Genomic DNA, 17,728 nt, shown 5'->3' with positions numbered 1-17,728 from the left:
GTATCCTCATCAAAGATTCACTGAATCTTTAATTTCAGATAGTTTAAAGAACTTTATCATTTAATTTTGTAATTGTTCATTTATAAGTTTTAGCAGTGCTTTTATTTCGGTATCGAGTTCTAATCGCCTATCTATAATATCTTTTGTAAGTGTTAATTTCATTCCTAAAAGATTTCTCACTTTTTTGTTTTTCAGAATCTCTTCATAATCTGTGGAAACTTCATTGGCGTTATTAATTTCAGGGATTTCAAATTTTAGTAATTGAATAAAATTGATATTGTTTTCTGAAATATTGTCAATCCTTATTTCTTGAACATTTAATCTATCATCTAAAATATCTGCTAATCTGTTGTACTTAAAATCTAATTGGGTGAATTTCTCACTTATCAATTTGTTCTTTATTAATCCTAATTGATTGGTGTTTTTTAGATTTAAGTATGTTGTTAACGTCGGTAAGTCTCTCTGCAAATCCCAAACTGCTATTTTGAAAATTGAATCGGTAATTTGCTTTTTATAAGACCTGTTATTTTCGCTTGCTACATTTATAGATTTGATAAGAATTTGTTTTAATTCAATTTCTCGGTTAATTAGTGCTTTAGACTGTTCTTCAGCTTGTTGTAAATTGTCTCTTAAACTCTTTAATACTGAAATTTCTTGGATACTACTTTTTCTGTTTTCGTTCCAATTATTTATTTGTAGCGCAATGAGAATACCGATAACTACTAGCAGTATTTCGCCAATGGCATATTTGAAATATTTACCCATTTGATTCTTTTCAATTAATAATTTGCGGGTATGTCTGAAGAATTTAATCATAGCTATTATTTTAGATTAGTATTAATTAAATTCAGCAAATGTTTTATGTCTTCTGTAGTTATTTCTAAATATTCATTCTGACCATCTATAACTAAAGTCATATTAAAAAGATTGGTATAAACTTGTGTATCACTATGTATGTTAACTTCTGAAATATCGGGTAAATTAGAGTGGTCGCGTTGCGTTAATTGTTTCAAGAGTTGTCTGTTGCCCATTTTAGGCATAATGTCATCTACAAATTGGCGCGTTGTCTCTTTAATTCGCTCTTGGGTGAGATTCAAGTTTCTTCTTTGATAGTAAAGTGATAAGTTTTTTCTTAACTCCATATCGGTAATAAGATCAATATTTTCTGAGGCAATCATGTTATCAAAAGCAATAGCGTTGGGCTCAAAAACGTCAAATTCATTCACTACTGACATATATTCTGCAATTGCTGGCACATATCTTTCAGGGTTAGACTGTTCTAACACTATAAATGTTGAGTCTATTTTTGAAGTTTTTAAAGCATTAAATTCTTTAACCTCTTTTATCCTTTCTAAATCACTGTTTAAGCTTATTCTAATTTGTTGTAAATAGACTTGCTCTTTGGATTTTAATAATCGCTTGGTGTTCCAGTTATTGATTTGAAGTGCAATTAGGATTCCTATTACCACGAGGACTATTTCACCAATGGCATAGATTAGATATTTACTGAATTTGTTTTCAGAAAGAAGTCGTTGACGAATTCGCCTAAAAAATTTAATCATTTACTTTCTCTAAGTTGAAAGCAAATTAGGTTGATGGTGTAGCTGAGGTTGGTTAACTATTTGTTTATGAAGATAGTAAATTGTTACAAACTATTGCTTATATATCCCAATGGTTAATTCTCCTTTGTCATTCATTGTGGCTCTGTACATGCCAGCCGTATTAAAATCGGCTACCATATTACCGTTTTTATCCACAGCTACAATACCACCATTGCCACCAAGTGCCTTAACTTTATCAAGAACTATTTTAGCAGCATCTTTTAGGCTGAGGCCTTTATATTCCATAAGTGCAGAAATATCATGAGCGACCTGTGCTCTTATAAAATATTCTCCCCAACCAGTACTCGACACGGCACAGGTTGCATTATTGGCATAAGTACCAGAGCCAATGATTGGCGCATCGCCAATTCTGCCGTAGCGTTTGTTGGTCATACCTCCAGTTGAAGTACCTGCAGAGAGGTTTCCGTTTTTGTCGAGTGCTGCACAACCAACAGTTCCAAATTTTGAATCTTTAATATCAGCATCGTAGAAATCGAGATAAGCAGATTCAGTGTCAAATTTACCAGCTTTTTCGGCTTCACGTTCCTTCACTCGTTTTAGGGATTCTAATCGGTTTTCGGTATAAAAATAAGATGGATCAACAAGTGTTAGACCTTGTTCTTCTGCAAAGATTTCAGCACCTTTTCCTGATAGCATCACGTGTTTGGATTTTTCCATTACAGCTCTTGCTAAATTAATAGGATTCCTAACTGTTGTAGTACCTGCAGATGCACCAGCGTTTAGGGTTTTGCCATCCATTATTGAAGCGTCGAGCTCGTTAGTTTCGGCATTGGTAAAGATAGCACCTTTTCCAGCATTAAACAAAGGTGAATCTTCTAAAACATTAATGGTTTTTTCAACAGCATCAAGACTACTTCCTCCATTTTTCAGAATGTTATAGCCAACTCTTATGGCTTCTTCGAGTTTTGCTTTGTAAGCAGCTTCTTTTTCTGGTGTCATATTCTTTTTGAGAATAGTGCCTGCACCACCATGAATGATGATGGTAAATTCGGCAGTTTCAACTTTTGAGGTTGCTGTAGTGTCAGATTTGTTGTTAATGTTGGAGTTGTTCTCATTTTTACAAGAGAAATGAAGCGAAAACGCAAGAAGACAAATAAGAAGTTTTTTCATGATATTAACTGGTTTTGTAAGTGCTTTAAAGTTACGTTATAAAGTCTCAGACTTCAAGTTAAACTGATAAATTATTAGTAACTTCGTGGCAAATTTTAATAATTCATAAAAAAAAGACGTATATGGAAGCAATTGCTACCGATTTCGGAATAAGAGAAGCTTTAAAACAATTAGGTGTTAAAGATGTTAACGAAGGAACTTCTACAGGCTCAAATAGCTTTGGAAGTGGTGAGTTAATTTCATCTTACTCTCCAACAGATGGACAATTAATTGGTAAAGTTTCTACGACAACTAGAGAAGACTACGATAAAGTTATAAAGACAGCTCAAGACGCCTTTTTACAGTTTAGAGCAATGCCTGCACCGCAAAGAGGTGAAATAGTAAGACAGTTTGGTAACCGCTTAAGAGAATTAAAAGAGCCATTAGGTAAGTTGGTGTCTTATGAAATGGGTAAATCTTTACAAGAAGGTTACGGAGAAGTACAAGAAATGATAGACATCTGCGATTTTGCAGTAGGTTTATCTAGACAGTTAAACGGGCAAACTATTCCATCGGAAAGACCAGGACACGTTATGAGAGAGCAGTGGCACTCTTTAGGTATTGTTGGTATTATTTCAGCATTTAATTTCCCAGTTGCAGTTTGGTCTTGGAACACAGCTTTAGCATGGGTTTGCGGTGATGTTTGTGTATGGAAAGCTTCAGAAAAAGCACCACTTTGTGCAGTAGCTTGTCAAAATATTATTGCTGAGGTATTAAAAGAAAATAATTTACCAGAAGGTATTTCTTGTATCATAAACGGAGATTATAAAGTAGGTGAGTTTATGACAACAGATCATAGAATTCCGCTAATCTCTGCAACAGGATCTACACGTATGGGACGTATTGTTGGAGCTACAGTTGCTGAGCGTTTTGGTAAATCTTTATTAGAATTAGGAGGAAACAACGCTATAATTATTACACCAACTGCAGATTTAAAAGTAGTTGTACCTGGTGCAGTGTTTGGTGCAGTTGGTACTTGCGGACAACGTTGTACAAGTACGCGTCGATTAATCATTCATGAGTCAGTTTACGATAAAGTAAGAGATGCTATTGTTGGCGCATACAAGCAATTAACTATTGGTAATCCATTAGACGAGAAAAACCACATTGGTCCATTAATCGATACAGATTCTGTAAATACGTATTTATCTGCAATAGAAAAAGCAAAAGCTGAAGGTGGCAATATACTAGTTGAAGGAGGGGTTTTAGAAGGTGAAGGATACGAGTCTGGTTGCTACGTGAAACCAGCAATTATTGAAGCTGAAAATGATTTTGAAATTGTACAAACCGAAACTTTTGCTCCAATTTTATATTTAATGAAATATTCTGGAGATTTAGAAAATGCAATCGAAATGCAAAATGGAGTTGCACAAGGATTATCGTCTGCAATCATGACGAACGAAATGAAAGAAGCAGAAAAATTCTTATCCTTTGCAGGAAGTGACTGCGGTATTGCCAATGTAAATATTGGTACTTCTGGTGCTGAGATTGGTGGTGCTTTTGGAGGTGAAAAAGAAACAGGTGGCGGACGTGAATCAGGATCTGATGCTTGGAAAATATACATGCGTAGACAAACCAATACTATTAATTATTCAGACGAATTACCTTTGGCACAAGGTATTAAGTTTGATCTTTAGCTATTAAGGATTTGTATAAATTTTATATAACAATTGGATTTTTATACTGTTTTTGCGGATATGGCCAAGCGGATTTAGAGTTTAAGAAAATAGATTCTATAGGAAGTGCTTATACTGCTCAATTAAAGCGTGGTAATTTAAATCAATTTAAGAATAACACGCCTTCTAAAGGAACGTAGACTTACAAACGTCTTTTAGAATTTAGTGAAGATTTAAACAACCAAAATATCGATGTAGTTTTTGGCGATTTTATTGGTCCATCAGTTAAAGAGAATATCTATGCCTACAATTTGTTTGCCTATAAGATTATAGGAGAAAATCAACGTGAATATTATTTCGCGGCAATTATAAGTGTAGATATTAGCGAAGACAATCCAAGGATAGAAAATGCTTATTTGTTTACTGAAAAAGAAGCTTTAAAAAGTTGGTGGAGTCACGTTTTTGGATTGTATTACAACAAAACAATAGAAAAGATTCCAGAAAAATATAGATACCCTATTTGTCCACCACCTCCTTTTAAGGAAGAATGACGTAATAAATAAGCCAGATTGTTTTATTAAAGCATACTTAAAAATTTAAAAAAACCGTTTCTAATTTAGAAATGGTTTTTTTTATCTATATTGGAATAAAGTGTTTGGGAACGATTGTCGCTAAAATTAAACCAAAACCTCTAATCAAAGTCTAAGAGATATGAAGCAAGAAGAACTTCAACATTTGTATCATCGTGCTGGTTTTGGATGGCATCCTAGAAACTATAAAGAAATTTCAAAAGACAGAAAACAAGTAGTTGATGCGCTTTTTGAAAACTCTAAAAGTATCTTGCCAATACAATTAGACTTTTCTTATCTCGATGGTCTTAATCAAGATGACCTTAAGAAGTTTCCATCTGTAGTTAAAGACATTCAGAAAAAAAATAAAAAAAAGATTTTAGAACTCAATTACGAATGGTTAAAAAAGCTCATTTATTCAAATACATTACTAAGGGAGCGAATGACTTTGTTTTGGGCCAATCATTTTGTTTGTAGGGAAAGAAATCCTCTGTTTGCCCAACAGTATAATAATACATTACGCCATTATGCCATTGGTGATTTTAGGGTGTTTGTAAAAGCAATTTCTAAAAACGCCGCTATGCTGAGGTATCTAAATGGGAAACAAAATAGAAAACGAAAACCTAATGAGAATTTTGCGCGCGAGTTAATGGAACTATTCACCCTAGGAGAAGGACATTTTACCGAAAAGGATATCAAGGAAAGCGCTAGAGCATTTACAGGATATAGCCACAATTTTGAAGGAGGTTTTGTATTTAGAAAACTACATCACGATTATGGTTTTAAGACTTTTTTAGGGAAGACAGCACGTTTTAATGGCGATGATATTATAGACGAAATACTCTCCAACAAACAATGCGCTAGATTTATATGTCAAAAGATATATCGCTATTTTGTAAATCCAAAGCTTAATAAAACACATATCGAAGCTATGACTGATGTGTTTTTTAAAGATTACAATATTGAAAATTTAATGCGCTTTGTATTGTTGTCTGATTGGTTTTATGCCGAAGAAAATATTGGGAGTAAAATAAAATCACCGGTAGAGCTATTGGTCGGAATAGCAAATACTGTTCCTGTAACATTTCAAAGACAAAGAGATTTACTTGTCATCCAAAAATTATTGGGTCAAATGCTATTGGACCCACCAAATGTTGCAGGCTGGAAGGGAGACAAAGCTTGGATAGACGCCAATACCATTATGCTAAGATTAAAGCTACCATCCGTTTTACTAAACAACGCCGTAATTTCTCTAGAAGAATTTGGAGATTTTAATGATGCAACAAGAGCTGGTTTTTTAAAAAATAATAAGGGTAAATTACCATTTAAGACATTAGCTGATTGGGATACATTTTTAAAAGAATTTAATAGTGTTGAAACTGAGAATCTCCATCAGGTTATATTACAAGGAAGTATTAACAAAGGTACTTTAGCTTATCTAGAAACGTTGCGTAAAACATCTAAACGGGATTATTGTATTCAGTTAATGTCCTTACCAGAATATCAAATGTGCTAGCTATGGATAGACGAAAATTTTTAAAAAATTCCGCATTAACAAGTAGCTTGTTTTTTGTGCCAAGTTTTCTTAAAGCCTTTGAGTCTGTAGATACTTCGCGTTTAGGGTTTAAACGACTAGTTGTTGTTCAACTAGCAGGTGGAAATGATGGTTTAAATACCATAATTCCGTACAATAATGATATCTACTATAATGCTAGACCACGTTTGGCAATTACCAATGACATTATTCGTATGACTGATGATTTGGGATTTCACCCAAGTTTAGCACCCTTACGTTCGTTGTACGATAACGGAGAGCTTTCAATATTGAATAACGTTGGTTATCCAAATCCAGTACGCTCTCACTTTAGGTCAATGGATATTTGGCAAACGGCAAGTGATTCTAATACGTATTTACAAAGTGGGTGGTTGGGAAGATATATGGATATATATGGAAAAAAACCCTACAACGCCATTGAGATGGATGAGCAACTAAGCTTAGCAATGAAAGGCCAATATTTTAACGGTATAGCCACTAATAATTATAAAGTTTTATATAAAACAGCCAAAGATCCATTTTTTAGAAATGTGCTCAGTCATTACAACGATACGCATTTGAGTGAGCACAATTTGGGATATCTTTATCAAACCATGATAGAGGCCACATCTTCTGCTAAATACATTTTTGAAAATACTAAAGTAAAATCATCGCAGCAAGAGTATCCTCAGAATGGATTTGCAAAACAGCTAAAAAATGTAGCCCAATTCATTAACTCAGATTTAGATACCAAGGTATTTTACACTTCTCTTGGCGGTTTTGATACGCACGCCAACCAACAAAATAAACAAGCAAGATTATTAACGCAATATGCTGAAAGTATTTCGGCTTTTGTAAAAGATTTAAAACAAAACAACACTTTTAAGGACACCTTGGTTTTAACGTTTTCAGAATTTGGAAGACGTGTAAAACAAAACGCAGCAAACGGAACAGACCACGGAGCGGCAAACAACGTTTTTGTTATTGGTGAAAATTTAAAGAAAGCTGGATTCTATAATAATCTAGCCAGCCTAGAGCACTTAGACTCTAATGGAGATTTAAAATATGAAATCGATTTTAGAACAGTTTACGCTACAATTTTAAGCAAATGGTTAGATGCTGATGACAGAATCGTATTAAATCAAGATTTTGAAAAGCTTAACTTTATCTAGAACTGTACAGTCAACAGCTTTTTTGTTAACTTTAAAATGAAAAGCTAAAATGATGAAGAACTTTATTTTATTTCTAACATTGCTTGTGTTGTTATCTTGTAATTCTGATGACCCTAATCCACAAAACTGTACAGAAGTATATGTTTTTGGGCTTAACATTACCTTTAAAGATGCAAATACACAAGCCATTATAACGGATGGTATTACGGTTACAGCCAAAGACGGTTCTTACCAAGAGCAACTTACTAGGATAGAAGATTCAGATTATTTTTTAGGAGCTGGTGAACGAGAGGGGACTTACATTATTGAAGTGACATCAAATAACTATCAAACCTTTATTTCCAATCCCATTTTAGTTGATAAAACTGAAGACAATTGCCATGTTATTACTCGGATTTTAGAATTTCAGTTAACACCTAATTAAAACAATAAACCTTGCTTCAGATCTAGTTAAAAACATACTGAAACAAGGTTATATAATTGATTAATAGCACTTCAAAGATGCATATTAAATCCTTTTATTATTTAATTTTTTGATGAATGGTAGAAAAAAATGTATAATCTGCACTCACTTCGATTTACATTCGACCAGATGCAAAAAATGAGGGTAAAATAATCTAAAAATCCGACTAAAAATTAATTGTACTTTACCTTTCTTAAAATTCTAATGGTTTCTTTATAAGATTTATAGAGATTAGAACTGTAATTTTTTATGTATGGTTTTGCAAATTCTAGTTTGGGTAGTGCATCTTCAAAACCATTGAGATAACAAATTAAGTAGCTTGCTGCTAAATTTTTTAAATCTGGAATCTCATGATTGGCAATTGTAATTCCTTTTTCTAGCTTTTCGAGTAGAGTATTATTGGTGTTATATATGTGGTACAATACTTTCCTGTCAAATTGAGGCGGATTAAAAACAAGATTGGCTTCAATAGAATAATTTGCATTTTCATCAAAATGAATGATTTGCTCTTCGAGCTTATAGTATTTAAAAGATTTTTGAAGCCCAAGACGAACATATTCTACAATTTTAAAGGAATTGTCATCATAAAAAATCGCAACTTCATCTAATGCAGAGTAAAATAAACGTACTTGTTCATTGATCATTTCAATATCCACGCGTGAATAAAAGACTTCATTTTTAACGTGCTTTTTTTGTCCAGACCAACAGAGCACAAAATATTCTTTAAAAACTTTGTATTGTGGGTTAAAATCTTGCCGCTTATTCATAAAATCGAATACACCATTTAATGTTAGCTCAATGTTGTTTTGTGCATGGTTTTCTATTTCAGCAACAATCTTGGAGTTAACATCTCTAATTTCAATATCAAACACTTTTGGCATGCTTATACTACCATCTCTAAAAAAAACGGAGCCTCCATAATATTTCCAGATATTCTTTCGTAAAGATGTAATCTTGTCAATTGGCCTTATGGTTACTAAGCCCACAACTTTATCGTCTGCTAAGTGCGGAAACGGAATATTCTCGTATTGTGCTATTGGTGGATTGGTGAGGTAGGCGTTGATGAGGTTTTGTATTTTACTATCATCAAAAAAATCGGTGCCTACAATTTTATTGTCTTCATCCTCAACACCAATAACAATGTAAGAGTTGTTTTTAGGATTGCTGTTAGACAATGCACAAATGTGCTTTAAAAATTTAGCTTTTCCTTCTTTGTGGCTAATATCAACTTTTCGCTTTTTGTCATAAAAACTGTTCTCATCGTTGTGAGCCAGTAGATTTTTTATGAGGAGGCGTTTGTTGATCATAATATTTCCTGCGAAAGCAGAAATCCTTTATTATTCCTTTTTTACAATAGTAGAACTCGCTTGTGCAGTACATAACATTAAAACATCTGCTATATTAACGTGAGCAGGTCTGGATACTGCAAAGTAGATGACTTCTGCTACATCTTCGGGTTGTAAAGCTTTGTAGCCTTTGTAAACATTATCAGCTTGATTTCCACCCTTAAATCGCACTTGTGAAAATTCCGTTTCTACTAAACCTGGATTCACAGCAGAAACTTTTATTCCGAAAGGATTAAGATCTATACGCATACCTTCTGTTATTGCCAAAACAGCATGTTTACTACCGCAATACACATTGCCTTTTGGATACACTTCTTTTCCAGCAGATGAACCAATATTAATAATATGTCCGGATTGACGCTCTGTCATTCCTGGAATTATAGCTTTGCTAACATAGAGCAAGCCCTTTACGTTAATATCCATCATGGCATCCCAATCATCCAGACTTCCGTCTTGTATTGGGTCTAATCCATGAGCATTACCTGCGTTATTGATTAAAATATCAATGTTTTGAAATTCTGTAGGTAACGAAGCAATAGCTTTAAGTGTTTTCTTTTTGTTACGAACGTCAAAATTTAAGGTATGGACATCCGTTTGTTTAGATAAGGCTTTTTCAATACTATCTAATCGTTGTTGTCTGCGCCCACATAGTACTAAGTTAATGCCATGTTTAGCGAACTCATGTGCGGTGGCTCTACCAATGCCACTTGTAGCGCCTGTTATTAATGCTGTTTTCTTCATAATTAAGGAACTTTATGGCCTTGACTTGCTACTAATATTAAAAACCAGTCTTCAAGTTCTAGGTCAATTTTATAGGCTTCAACAGCTTGCTTAAGTCTTGTTTTATTAGTTGTCCCAACCACAGGATGAATTCCCGAAGGATGTTTCATAATCCAAGCTAATAATAGTTGGTCTTCTGTGGCGTTGTATTTGTCCATCAACTCACCAAGTTGTTTATGGATACGTCTAGTTTGCTCGTTATCTTCTCTAAACACAGAACCCAATGGAGACCAAGCCATAGGTTTTATTCCGCATGTTTTCATATAATCTAACGTGCCATCGTGCATTGCTAAATGTTGTGTAAGTGAAAATTCAATTTGATTCACGTCGATATCCATTCGCAATCCAATTATTTCCATTTGGGAAGGTGTAAAGTTTGAAACGCCAAAATCTCTTATTTTTCCTTCTTTTTTTAAGATGGTAATTGCCTCTGCTATTTCTTCAGCAACCATTAAAGGGCTTGGTCTATGCAGAAGGAGTAAGTCTAAATATTCTGTTTCGAGATTTTTTAAGGATTCTTCAACGGACCAAATGATATAGTCTTTAGAGTAATCGTAATGTTTTACCTTGTTGTTTCGGTTGTCAGCTAAATATTGAATACCACACTTTGAGATTAACTGAATGTCTTCCCGCTTAATACCAGAATCGGTAAATGCTTTGCCAAAATCAGCTTCAGTTGTGTATGCACCATAAATATCAGCGTGGTCAAAAGTTGTAATGTTATTAGAAAGGCAATGGTGCATTAAATCTACCATGTCGCGTTTTGAGAGTTGTTTGCCCCAACTTCCCCAGGTCATTGTACCTGCAATTAATCGAGAATATTTCACTTTTTTTTCAGGTTATAAGGATTTTTCTGCAATTGATGTATAAAAATACTGAAATCCTAAAGATTAAAGTATTCTTGGTGTGTTATTATTCCATTTCCCCAAATCATGAAAAAATTTCAATTCATTAAGATTTTATTCTTACTTACACTAATGCTAACAATGTCGAGTTGTACTAAAGACGATGTAGAAGATAATAGCAAGTCAACACAGATTACGGTAAATCTTAAAAGTTCTAGTCAATCTCAGGGTAAGGTGTATTTTGATATTCAAGATATTCAGATTAGAATCGAGGAAAACCCTAATAGCACCAGCTCATGGAAGAGTTTAAATACAATCAATCAAGGCGTTTTTAATGTGTCTGACCTAAAAGTGGATAATACTTTGCTGCTAGTTGATGATTTTGAATTCGAAGCCACCTATGTTTATGAAATTAGATTGGTACTAGGTGATAATAATTTTATGGATATTAATAATGTATTACATAGTTTAGATGTTGAAACCTTAGGAAACGCTACACCTTCAAACTTAATTGAAATGCAACTACATTCTAAAAGGCGATATGATATAGTTATAGATATAGACTTAGACAAGTCGATTTTTTATAATGAAGATGAAAACATGATGATTTTAAACCCTAAATTATATACAGCAATACGACAATTTGAATATTAATTATAATAATCCCTATTAAATGAAGATATAAGAGCAATACTGTAGTGGTTTTGCTCTTTATTTTTTAACCAATTGTTAACAGCAACTACCGAATAATTTTAACATTTTGCATCACTAAATAAATCCCTAGAAAAGATAAGCTCTTATACTTAACAAATATGGAAGAAACGAGTACAGTTGACATTAAGTCAATTAATGAAAAGATTGAAAAAGAAAGTGCATTTGTTGATTTGCTAACTTTAGAAATGAACAAGGTTATAGTGGGTCAAAAACACATGGTAGAACGTTTGTTAATTGGACTGCTTGGTCAAGGACATATTCTTTTGGAAGGTGTACCAGGTTTAGCAAAAACATTAGCTATAAACACCTTATCTAAAGCCATTGATGCAAGTTTTAGCAGAATACAGTTTACACCAGATTTATTACCAGCAGATGTTATTGGTACGTTGATTTACAACATCAAAGAGAATGATTTCTCTATAAAAAAAGGACCAATATTCGCAAATTTTGTCTTAGCAGATGAGATTAATAGAGCACCAGCAAAAGTACAGTCTGCTCTATTAGAAGCGATGCAAGAAAAACAGGTAACTATTGGTGATGAAACCTTTGTACTAGACAAACCGTTCCTAGTAATGGCAACACAAAATCCTGTTGAGCAAGAAGGAACTTATCCTTTGCCAGAGGCTCAGGTTGACCGTTTTATGCTAAAAACGGTAATTGATTATCCAAAGCTAGATGAAGAACAACTTATAGTAAGAGCAAATCTCAAAGGTTCCTATGATAAAGTCAATCCAGTAGTTTCTGTGAAACAAATTCTAAGTGCCCAACAAGCAGTTAGAGAAGTTTACATGGATGAGAAGATTGAAAAATATATACTAGATATCATCTTTGCTACGCGTTATCCTGAAAAATACAGACTTGGTGATTTAAAAGCATTAATCTCGTTTGGTGCTTCACCTCGTGGAAGTATTAACTTAGCAACTGCAGCAAAGTGTTATGCATTTATCAAGCGAAGAGGTTATGTAATCCCAGAAGATGTAAGAGCAGTGGTACACGATGTGTTGCGTCACAGAATCGGAATTACTTACGAAGCCGAAGCAGAAAATGTAACTTCAGAAGACATCATTAACAAGATTGTTAATGAGATAGAAGTACCATAAATAGTTGGCAGTAATCCAGTGTTCAGTAAGCTGAACTTACTCGAACTCTGAATTATTTTGTCTGCTTATTGAAGACTCCACACTGCATACTTAAAAAAAATGGATACCAAAGAACTTCTTAAAAAAGTACGGAAAATAGAGATTAAGACACGTCGTTTGTCTGATCATATTTTTGGAGGCGAGTACCACTCTACCTTCAAAGGTCGTGGTATGACTTTTTCTGAAGTTCGTCAGTATCAATTTGGTGATGATGTAAGAAATATAGATTGGAATGTTACAGCACGATACAATGAACCGTATGTAAAGGTTTTTGAAGAAGAACGCGAACTGACCATGATGCTTATGGCAGATGTGTCTGGTAGTAAATTCTTTGGAACAAAAAATCAATTTAAAGATGAAATTGTTACTGAAATAGCAGCAACACTAGCTTTTTCAGCAACTCAGAACAATGATAAAATAGGTTTGATTTTATTTTCAGATGAAATCGAACTTTACATTCCACCAAAAAAAGGACGCTCTCACGTATTAAGAATTATCAGAGAGTTGTTAGAATTTCAGCCAAAAAGTAAAAAAACAAACGTAGCCGAAGCATTTAAGTTTTTATCAAATGTTATGAAGAAAAAGGCCATTGTTTTTGTGCTTTCAGATTTTATAGCAGACGATTATAAACAGAATCTTAAAATTGCAGCTGGTAGACACGATATTACAGGGATAAGAGTTTACGATAAGCACGAAGCGGAAATACCAAATTTGGGAATGGTACAAATGGAAGATGAAGAAACAGGCGAGTTGCTTTTGGTAAACACAGCATCTAAAAATGTAAGACTGAATTACGGTAAATTTTATATAGAAAAAGTAGATTATTTTAAAGATAGCTTTACCAAGTCTGGTGCAGGTACAATTGATTGCCGTGTAGATGAAAGCTATGTAAAGAAACTGTTAGGGTATTTTAAACGAAGAGGATAATAAGCGTGTTGCGCTAAGTTAATTAGTGTAAGGTAAAAAGTATAAAGTGACGAAGAATAACACAAATATAATTAGTCTGAGTGAGAAATTATCAGAAGGAGCAACATCGTGCAATGCAGTTGTAATTCTGATACTATCTACTATCTACTATTTACTTTTTACTAGCAGTGCTTTTAGTCAGGTTACCATAGAAGTAGATACCACAAAAATCAGAATAGGCGAGCAAATAAACTACAAAATAAAAGTTGAAGCCGATTCTACTGCATTGGTTGTTTTTCCAGAGGGACAAACCTTTATGCCACTTGAAGCGGTAGAAGCGCTAGATGTTGATACAACTAAAGAAAATTCAAAATTAAAACTGTCTAGGATTTATAAGCTTACGCAGTTTGATTCTGGTTCGTATGTAATTCCAAAGCAAAAAATAATTATTGGCGAAAAACCATTTTTTACAGATTCTTTACGTGTAGATGTGGGTACAGTTCAAGTTGATACTACCAAGCAGAAACTATACGACATTAAACCCATTATAGAAGTTGAAAAAAGTAGTAGTAATTGGTGGAAATGGTTATTAGGAATTTTAGCTGCCTTGGCTTTAGTCGCTTTTTTATTGTGGTGGTTTATCTGGCGAGAAAAACCGCTGACAGAGGAAGAAGAAATAGCCTTATTACCACCTTACGACAGAGCAAAACTAGCTTTAAAAAAACTAGATAATAGTCAATATTTAATGCGCTCAGAAGTCAAAGAATATTATTCTGAACTAACAATGATTATTAGAAAATATTTAGATGAGCAAGTTTACGAACGTTCATTGGAAAGTACAACAGATGAACTTATTCAAAGACTTCAACTTTTAAAGGAAGGCAATCAATTTGCGTTTACAAAAGAGACTATTCTTAATCTCGAAACCATTTTAAAGCGAGCCGACTTGGTAAAATTTGCAAAATCTGCACCAGACACAGCGCTTATTGAAATGGATAGAGCTACTATTGAAAAAGAAATTGATAGTGTAAAGGCCGTTTTACCAGAACCAAGTGAAGAAGAAAAACTTCTAGACCAACAATACAAGGAAGCGAAAGAACGTAAAAAGAAACGTAAAAATGTAGTTATTTCTATTACAAGTATAATACTGTTGGTCATCGCAACCTATGTAGGTTTTGGCATAACCTATGGTTTTAAATATGTTAATGATACCATTTTAGGTGATGAAAGCAAAGAACTTTTAGAAGGTGAATGGGTTAAAAGTGCTTACGGCTATCCACCTGTATATATTGAAACTCCGCAAGTATTAAGACGAGTTACAGATAGCATATCAAAAGAGCAGAAACTCAATTTTAATACAAAAGAATTTGTGTTTAATGACGCAAAACAAGTTACCATTAAAATAGTAACTAAAACACCAAAAACCGATAATAACCAACAAGATCAAGAAAACCTAGAACTAAAAGTATCGCAGTCTATAGAGCAGATTTTAAAAGCGTGGGAAACTAAGAATGTTCAGAATATAATAACTAAAAACGAACAGTACATAACACCAAATAATGTTGAGGGAAGTAAAACTTACGGCATTGGTGATTTTCCAACGGGTGATTCTGATAAAACCTTCAAAGCATCATATGCTATTTTTAGTTTTGCTACAAAAGAAGGTGCAATTATACATATCACCTTGGTTTGGGCTACAGAAGATAACTACGCTGTTAAGGTTGCAGAGCGAATTATAGAATCAATAGAAATGAAATCTGACAAACAAGCTAATGCTGAACAAGAATCACAGAATTAATGTTTGAAAATATAGAGTTTTTAAATAAAGAATTATTTTGGTTTTTAGTGCTATTGCCATTAGCACTAGTCTGGTATGTGTTTAAGCACAGCAAACAATCTGCTGAGTTAAAGATATCTAGTATAGAGGGGTTTAAGCAAACATCGTCGTTTTGGGGAAAGTTTAAGCACATATTATTTGTATTAAGAATGCTCGCTTTAGCTTTACTAATTACAGCACTTGCAAGACCAAGAACTGTCGATGTATCTACCAAAACAAAAACAACAAAAGGAATAGATATTGTAATGGCAATAGATGTATCCGCAAGCATGTTGGCAAAAGACCTACGCCCTAATCGTTTGGAAGCTTTAAAAGAAGTCGCGGCAGATTTTATAGATGGTCGCCCAAATGATAGGATAGGTTTAGTAGAATATGCAGGCGAAGCTTACACCAAAACACCAATTACAACAGATAAATCAATAGTACAACGTTCTTTAAGAGATATTAAATACAATACAATAATAGAAGGAGGTACAGCAATTGGTATGGGCTTGGCAACTTCTGTAAACAGACTTAAGGACAGTAGAGCTAAAAGTAAGGTGATTATTCTACTTACAGACGGTGTTAATAATTCAGGTTTTATAGACCCAAAAATAGCTAGTGAATTAGCTGTAGAATACGGCATTAAAGTGTATACCATAGGCTTAGGTACCAATGGAATGGCCTTATCGCCAAGTTCTATTAATCCAAACGGAACCTTTAGGTACAGCAGACAGCAAGTAGAAATAGACGAAAAATTATTAGAGGAAATAGCCAATGCTACTGGAGGGCAGTATTTTAGAGCTACCAATAACCAAAAGTTAGCTGAGATTTATAAGGAAATCAACAAACTAGAAAAAACAGAAATACAAGAAAAGAAATATTACAATTACGACGAAAAATACAGACCTCTTGTAATCCTTGCAGGTTTGCTTTTGCTTATCGAAATTATATTAAGAAATACAATATTTAGAAGCTTTGTTTAGACTAGATGAAAAAATATGGTTTTGGACGCTATTGGTAATACCAGTAGTTATTCTGCTATACGTTTTATTACAAGTATGGAGGCGATCCACACAAAAGAAATTTGCAGATAGTCACCTTCTTAGTCGTCTTAGTCCCAATCATTCCCTATTTAAAAGTGTTCTAAAAGTAGTCGTATTGTGTGCTGCTTTTGGCTGTTTGTCTTTAGCCTTAGTAAACCCTAAAATTGGCACAAAATTAGAAACAGTACGAAGCCAAGGAGTAGATATTGTTTTTGCGGTAGACGTTTCAAAAAGCATGTTAGCAGAAGATATTGCCCCAAACCGATTAGAGAAGTCAAAACAATTGGTTAGAGAAATTATTAATAGTCTTGCTAGCGATAGAGTTGGTATTATTGCCTATGCAGGTAAGGCATTTCCGCAGTTGCCTATAACCACAGATTATGCATCTGCTAAGATGTTTTTGCAAAACATGAATACAGACATGCTGTCTTCACAGGGCACAGCAATTCACGAAGCTATTCAATTGGCAAAAACCTATTACGATGACGATGAGCAAACCAACCGTATATTAATTATCATTTCAGATGGCGAAGATCATGGTGGGGAAGCCGTAGATATTGCAGAAGAAGCTTCTGATGAAGGCATTAAAATTTTAACGGTTGGTGTTGGCAATACCAAAGGTGGCCCAATACCCATAAAACGAAACGGAGTGGTGCTCAATTATAAAAAAGACAGTAATGGAGAAACAGTTATAACAAGATTAGATGAAAGTACCCTAAGAAAAATTGCAGAAGAAACAACTGGAGTCTACATAAATGGAAGTAATACAGACGAAGTAGTTGAAACTATTAAAGATGTACTAGACCAAATGGATAAAAAGGAATTCGAATCTAAACAAATAGCAGATTTTAAAGATCAGTTTCAATGGTTTTTAGGTATTGGTATCTTTTTGTTATTTATTGAAATTTTCTTTCTAGAAAGAAAAACAGCTTGGCTGAAGAAATTGAATTTATTCAACGAAACATCAAACTAAATCATTTTGATCAAAAAACTAATGATTTTAAGATTTTC

Annotated in this window: 17 protein-coding genes; 11 read left to right on the top strand and 6 right to left on the bottom strand. The window is 33.7% G+C overall.

What is annotated here, in order from left to right; genetic code table 11:
• Nucleotides 1–60 precede the first annotated feature (60 nt).
• The 3 genes from BWZ20_RS08275 to BWZ20_RS08265 form a co-directional block, all read right to left on the bottom strand.
• Nucleotides 61–816 (bottom strand): DUF6090 family protein, encoded by a 756-nt coding sequence (locus BWZ20_RS08275; RefSeq protein WP_076618913.1) that lies wholly within the window; start codon nucleotides 814–816, stop codon nucleotides 61–63.
• A gap of 5 nt (nucleotides 817–821) precedes the next feature.
• Nucleotides 822–1,562, bottom strand: coding sequence for a DUF6090 family protein (locus BWZ20_RS08270; protein ID WP_076618910.1), 741 nt, complete (start codon nucleotides 1,560–1,562; stop codon nucleotides 822–824).
• A 90-nt stretch (nucleotides 1,563–1,652) separates the two neighbouring features.
• A complete protein-coding gene (locus BWZ20_RS08265; protein ID WP_076618904.1) occupies nucleotides 1,653–2,732 on the bottom strand; it encodes an isoaspartyl peptidase/L-asparaginase family protein in 1,080 nt (359 codons plus the stop codon).
• A 122-nt stretch (nucleotides 2,733–2,854) separates the two neighbouring features.
• On the opposite strand from BWZ20_RS08265, the gene BWZ20_RS08260 reads away from it, so the two are divergent.
• From BWZ20_RS08260 to BWZ20_RS08240, 5 genes are all read left to right on the top strand, one after another.
• A complete protein-coding gene (locus BWZ20_RS08260) occupies nucleotides 2,855–4,408 on the top strand; it encodes an aldehyde dehydrogenase family protein (protein ID WP_076618897.1) in 1,554 nt (517 codons plus the stop codon).
• Between the two features lie 290 nt (nucleotides 4,409–4,698).
• Complete coding sequence (locus BWZ20_RS08255; RefSeq protein ID WP_076618889.1) at nucleotides 4,699–4,938, top strand: hypothetical protein; 240 nt, start codon at nucleotides 4,699–4,701, stop codon at nucleotides 4,936–4,938.
• 160 nt (nucleotides 4,939–5,098) lie between these two features.
• Nucleotides 5,099–6,472, top strand: a complete 1,374-nt coding sequence (locus tag BWZ20_RS08250; protein ID WP_076618881.1) for a DUF1800 family protein — start codon at nucleotides 5,099–5,101, stop codon at nucleotides 6,470–6,472.
• A gap of 2 nt (nucleotides 6,473–6,474) precedes the next feature.
• Nucleotides 6,475–7,662 carry a DUF1501 domain-containing protein gene (locus tag BWZ20_RS08245; RefSeq protein ID WP_076618873.1) on the top strand — a complete coding sequence of 396 codons (1,188 nt, stop codon included), beginning with the start codon at nucleotides 6,475–6,477 and terminating at the stop codon, nucleotides 7,660–7,662.
• Nucleotides 7,663–7,711: 49 nt separating this feature from the next.
• A complete protein-coding gene (locus BWZ20_RS08240) occupies nucleotides 7,712–8,086 on the top strand; it encodes a hypothetical protein (RefSeq protein ID WP_157358362.1) in 375 nt (124 codons plus the stop codon).
• A gap of 212 nt (nucleotides 8,087–8,298) precedes the next feature.
• Here the strand turns inward: BWZ20_RS08240 and BWZ20_RS08235 are convergent, their stop codons facing one another.
• The 3 genes from BWZ20_RS08235 to BWZ20_RS08225 are packed head-to-tail and all read right to left on the bottom strand — an operon-like array spanning nucleotide 8,299 to nucleotide 11,078.
• Entirely contained in the window at nucleotides 8,299–9,432 is a 1,134-nt protein-coding gene (locus BWZ20_RS08235; RefSeq protein ID WP_076618858.1) for an ATP-binding protein, read from the bottom strand.
• A gap of 30 nt (nucleotides 9,433–9,462) precedes the next feature.
• Nucleotides 9,463–10,212, bottom strand: a complete 750-nt coding sequence (locus BWZ20_RS08230) for an SDR family NAD(P)-dependent oxidoreductase (protein ID WP_076618852.1) — start codon at nucleotides 10,210–10,212, stop codon at nucleotides 9,463–9,465.
• Nucleotides 10,213–10,214: 2 nt separating this feature from the next.
• Nucleotides 10,215–11,078 carry an aldo/keto reductase family oxidoreductase gene (locus tag BWZ20_RS08225; protein WP_083677192.1) on the bottom strand — a complete coding sequence of 288 codons (864 nt, stop codon included), beginning with the start codon at nucleotides 11,076–11,078 and terminating at the stop codon, nucleotides 10,215–10,217.
• 105 nt (nucleotides 11,079–11,183) lie between these two features.
• Between BWZ20_RS08225 and BWZ20_RS08220 the strand changes: the two genes are divergently transcribed.
• The 6 genes from BWZ20_RS08220 to BWZ20_RS08195 all read left to right on the top strand — a co-directional run bounded on the left by BWZ20_RS08220 (nucleotide 11,184) and on the right by BWZ20_RS08195 (nucleotide 17,690).
• The gene (locus tag BWZ20_RS08220; protein ID WP_083677191.1) at nucleotides 11,184–11,750 is read left to right on the top strand and encodes a DUF4382 domain-containing protein; all 567 of its coding nucleotides are present in this window, start codon (nucleotides 11,184–11,186) and stop codon (nucleotides 11,748–11,750) included.
• Nucleotides 11,751–11,908: 158 nt separating this feature from the next.
• Nucleotides 11,909–12,910 carry an AAA family ATPase gene (locus tag BWZ20_RS08215; protein ID WP_076618828.1) on the top strand — a complete coding sequence of 334 codons (1,002 nt, stop codon included), beginning with the start codon at nucleotides 11,909–11,911 and terminating at the stop codon, nucleotides 12,908–12,910.
• 99 nt (nucleotides 12,911–13,009) lie between these two features.
• Nucleotides 13,010–13,876 carry a DUF58 domain-containing protein gene (locus BWZ20_RS08210; protein ID WP_076618821.1) on the top strand — a complete coding sequence of 289 codons (867 nt, stop codon included), beginning with the start codon at nucleotides 13,010–13,012 and terminating at the stop codon, nucleotides 13,874–13,876.
• 124 nt (nucleotides 13,877–14,000) lie between these two features.
• A complete protein-coding gene (locus BWZ20_RS08205; RefSeq protein ID WP_157358457.1) occupies nucleotides 14,001–15,653 on the top strand; it encodes a hypothetical protein in 1,653 nt (550 codons plus the stop codon).
• Complete coding sequence (locus tag BWZ20_RS08200) at nucleotides 15,653–16,657, top strand: vWA domain-containing protein (protein WP_076618817.1); 1,005 nt, start codon at nucleotides 15,653–15,655, stop codon at nucleotides 16,655–16,657. Before BWZ20_RS08205 ends, BWZ20_RS08200 begins: the two co-directional genes overlap by 1 nt.
• Nucleotides 16,650–17,690 (top strand): VWA domain-containing protein, encoded by a 1,041-nt coding sequence (locus BWZ20_RS08195; RefSeq protein WP_076618814.1) that lies wholly within the window; start codon nucleotides 16,650–16,652, stop codon nucleotides 17,688–17,690. The genes BWZ20_RS08200 and BWZ20_RS08195 overlap by 8 nt, the downstream gene beginning before the upstream one ends.
• Nucleotides 17,691–17,728 lie beyond the last annotated feature (38 nt).

The sequence above is a fragment of the Winogradskyella sp. J14-2 genome, assembly GCF_001971725.1.
In the GTDB taxonomy this organism is placed as follows: Bacteria; Bacteroidota; Bacteroidia; order Flavobacteriales; family Flavobacteriaceae; genus Winogradskyella.
This window is presented reverse-complemented; position numbering and strand designations above follow the sequence as displayed.

Excerpts from the sequence above, each read along its gene's own strand:
- BWZ20_RS08275 (WP_076618913.1), bottom strand. The coding sequence starts at position 816 with ATGATTAAATTCTTCAGACATACCCGCAAATTATTAATTGAAAAGAAT.
- BWZ20_RS08270 (WP_076618910.1), bottom strand. The coding sequence starts at position 1,562 with ATGATTAAATTTTTTAGGCGAATTCGTCAACGACTTCTTTCTGAAAAC.
- BWZ20_RS08265 (WP_076618904.1), bottom strand. The coding sequence starts at position 2,732 with ATGAAAAAACTTCTTATTTGTCTTCTTGCGTTTTCGCTTCATTTCTCT.
- BWZ20_RS08260 (WP_076618897.1), top strand. The coding sequence starts at position 2,855 with ATGGAAGCAATTGCTACCGATTTCGGAATAAGAGAAGCTTTAAAACAA.
- BWZ20_RS08250 (WP_076618881.1), top strand. The coding sequence starts at position 5,099 with ATGAAGCAAGAAGAACTTCAACATTTGTATCATCGTGCTGGTTTTGGA.
- BWZ20_RS08245 (WP_076618873.1), top strand. The coding sequence starts at position 6,475 with ATGGATAGACGAAAATTTTTAAAAAATTCCGCATTAACAAGTAGCTTG.
- BWZ20_RS08240 (WP_157358362.1), top strand. The coding sequence starts at position 7,712 with ATGATGAAGAACTTTATTTTATTTCTAACATTGCTTGTGTTGTTATCT.
- BWZ20_RS08235 (WP_076618858.1), bottom strand. The coding sequence starts at position 9,432 with ATGATCAACAAACGCCTCCTCATAAAAAATCTACTGGCTCACAACGAT.
- BWZ20_RS08230 (WP_076618852.1), bottom strand. The coding sequence starts at position 10,212 with ATGAAGAAAACAGCATTAATAACAGGCGCTACAAGTGGCATTGGTAGA.
- BWZ20_RS08220 (WP_083677191.1), top strand. The coding sequence starts at position 11,184 with ATGAAAAAATTTCAATTCATTAAGATTTTATTCTTACTTACACTAATG.
- BWZ20_RS08215 (WP_076618828.1), top strand. The coding sequence starts at position 11,909 with ATGGAAGAAACGAGTACAGTTGACATTAAGTCAATTAATGAAAAGATT.
- BWZ20_RS08210 (WP_076618821.1), top strand. The coding sequence starts at position 13,010 with ATGGATACCAAAGAACTTCTTAAAAAAGTACGGAAAATAGAGATTAAG.
- BWZ20_RS08200 (WP_076618817.1), top strand. The coding sequence starts at position 15,653 with ATGTTTGAAAATATAGAGTTTTTAAATAAAGAATTATTTTGGTTTTTA.